This is a genomic window from Halomonas sp. 707D4, from assembly GCF_024158685.1.
Taxonomy (GTDB): Bacteria; Pseudomonadota; Gammaproteobacteria; order Pseudomonadales; family Halomonadaceae; genus Vreelandella.
The window spans coordinates 1-2,256 of the sequence record NZ_JAMZBD010000488.1; the positions used below are offsets into that span (position 1 = coordinate 1).

Here is a 2,256-nt window from a genome sequence, read left to right on the forward strand (position 1 = left end):
TGGCGCTGGTGTGCATCGTCTGCGACGCGCTGCTGATCGTCGCTGGCGTGTTCGGGCTTGCCACCCTGCTCCACCAGAGCCCGGTGCTGCTGGCGCTGGCTCGCTACGGCGGCGCGGCGTTTCTGATCGTCTACGCGCTGCAGGCGCTGGCCCGGGCGCTTGGAAGCGACGCCCTGACGGTGCGTCAGAGCGCGCCCCGCTCGCTTGCGGCGGTGCTCGCGGCCACGTTTGCGGTGACGCTTCTGAACCCGCACGTCTATCTCGATACGGTGCTGCTGATCGGCTCCCTCGGCGCCCAGCAGCCCTCGCCCGGTGCCTTCGCCCTCGGCGCGGTGTGCGCCTCGACGCTCTGGTTCAGTGCCCTGGCCCTGGCCGGCACGCGCCTGGCGCCACTGCTGGCAAGGCCCGTGACCTGGCGGCTGATCGACCTGCTGGTGGCGGCCATGATGCTCGCCATCGCCCTGCAGCTTCTGCTCGGCGGCCATTGAGAGCGCGAAAAGTAGCCTGCTAAGAGATGTGCTAAGCTTGGCGGCCCGCTTTCGAGAGGTTCCGGATGACCGCCATTTCCCACAGCACGCACACCAAGGCCGTACTGCTCTTCGCCAGCACCATGACCGTGATGTCCGGGGCGATCATCTCGCCGGCGCTGCCCGGCATCGGCCGCTTCTACGCGGACGCCCCGCAGGTGTTGATCCAGCTGATCCTGACCCTGCCGGCGCTGATGATCACGCTGTTCAGCCCGCTGATGGGCTATCTGGCCGACCGCTTCGGGCGCAAGCCGCTTCTGATCCTGATGCTCTCGGTCTATGGGCTGGCCGGCGCCTCGGGCTTCCTGATCGATGACGTCAACCTGCTGCTGGCATCGAGAGCGCTGATGGGCGTGGCGGTGGCGGGCATCCTGAGCATCAGCACCACGCTCGTGGGCGACTACTTCAGTGGCGCCGAGCGGGTGCGCTTTCTGGGTCTTCAAAGCAGCGCCATGGCGCTTGGCGGGGTGATCTTCATCAACCTGGGCGGGCTTCTGTCCGACTGGAGCTGGCGCGGGCCGTTTCTTCTCTACCTCACTGGGGTGCTGCTGCTGCCCTATGCGCTTCTGGTGCTGCGCGAGCCGAGCCGGGCAAAGGAGGACGGCGCGGCGCACCAGGCGCCCTTCGCGCGACTCGATCTCGGGCGTACCGCGCTTGCCTACCTGATCGCCATGATCAGCATGATGATGTTCTACCTGTTCCCGGCCCAGCTGCCGTTCCTGCTCGCCGAGCAGGGTGTTGAAAGCGGCCTTGCCATCGGCGCGGCGCTCTCCATGGCCGCGCTCACCGCGAGCCTGGTGAGCTTCTGCTATGGCCGCCTCAAGGCGCATCTTTCGGTGATGTCGGTCTACGTGCTGGGCTTCAGCGTCGCCGCGGCCGGCCTTTTCATCACCGGCTCCGCCCACGGCTACGCCATGGCGGTCATCGGCGCGGCGGTGGCGGGGCTGGGGCTTGGGCTGTTCATGCCCAACACCACCACCTGGCTGATGCGCATCACCCCGGAGCGGGTGCGCGGGCGGGTGTTCGGCGGCTTCACCTCGACCTTCTTCTTTGGTCAGTTCATCTCGCCGATCGTCGTCTCCGGGATCTCGCCGTGGCTCGATTCGCTGCGCGAGGTGTACCTGGCAATGGGGCTTCTGTGCGTGACGCTGGCGCTGGTGGTCGCGGTGCTCGGCAGAACGCTTCTGAAGGCCGACAGCGCCCTCTAGCGCGTCAGCAGCCGTTCGTAGAGTGCCACGTAGTCGCGCGCCATACGCTCGGCGGTGAAGCGCTCCAGAAAGCGCTCGCGGATGCGGGCGCGATCTAGCTCCGCCAGCCGCGCCACCGCGGCGCTCGCCTGTTCGATCGAGTCGACGATGAAGCCGGTCACGCCGTGCTCGATCACCTCCTCCACGCTGCCGTTGCGCCAGGCGATGACCGGCGTGCCGCAGGCCATCGCCTCGATCATCACAAGCCCGAAGGGCTCCGGCCAGTCGATGGGAAACAGAAGCGCCTTCGCGCCGCCCAGAAGCGCCTGCTTCTGCGTATCGTCGATCGTGCCGACGTGAACGATGGATTCATCGAGCTCGCCCGCCACGTGGGCGTCGAACCAGCCCGGGTTGCCCACGTCCACGCCGCCTGCGAGCTTCAACGCATGGCCAATCAGCTGGCCGGTCGCGAGCTCTATCGCTGGTACACGCTGACCCAGGACGGCTCGCCGGTGCGCGCCAGCGACGGGCTCAACGTGACC

At 67.6% G+C, this 2,256-nt stretch carries 3 protein-coding genes; 2 read left to right on the top strand and 1 reads right to left on the bottom strand.

The features are described from left to right. Together BIS11_RS15615 and BIS11_RS15620 are read left to right on the top strand one after the other, a co-directional pair. A partial coding sequence (locus BIS11_RS15615) for a LysE/ArgO family amino acid transporter (RefSeq protein ID WP_253586495.1) occupies positions 1-488 on the top strand: 488 nt, incomplete at its 5' end. 65 nt (positions 489-553) lie between these two features. Next, positions 554-1,735 carry an MFS transporter gene (locus BIS11_RS15620; protein WP_253425721.1) on the top strand — a complete coding sequence of 394 codons (1,182 nt, stop codon included), beginning with the start codon at positions 554-556 and terminating at the stop codon, positions 1,733-1,735. Here the strand turns inward: BIS11_RS15620 and BIS11_RS15625 are convergent. Then, the gene (locus BIS11_RS15625) at positions 1,732-2,157 is read right to left on the bottom strand and encodes a glycosyltransferase (RefSeq protein WP_253586496.1); all 426 of its coding nucleotides are present in this window, start codon (positions 2,155-2,157) and stop codon (positions 1,732-1,734) included. The genes BIS11_RS15620 and BIS11_RS15625 overlap by 4 nt on opposite strands. Between the last annotated feature and the right edge of the window lie 99 nt (positions 2,158-2,256).

Excerpts from the sequence above, each read along its gene's own strand:
- BIS11_RS15620 (WP_253425721.1), top strand. The coding sequence starts at position 554 with ATGACCGCCATTTCCCACAGCACGCACACCAAGGCCGTACTGCTCTTC.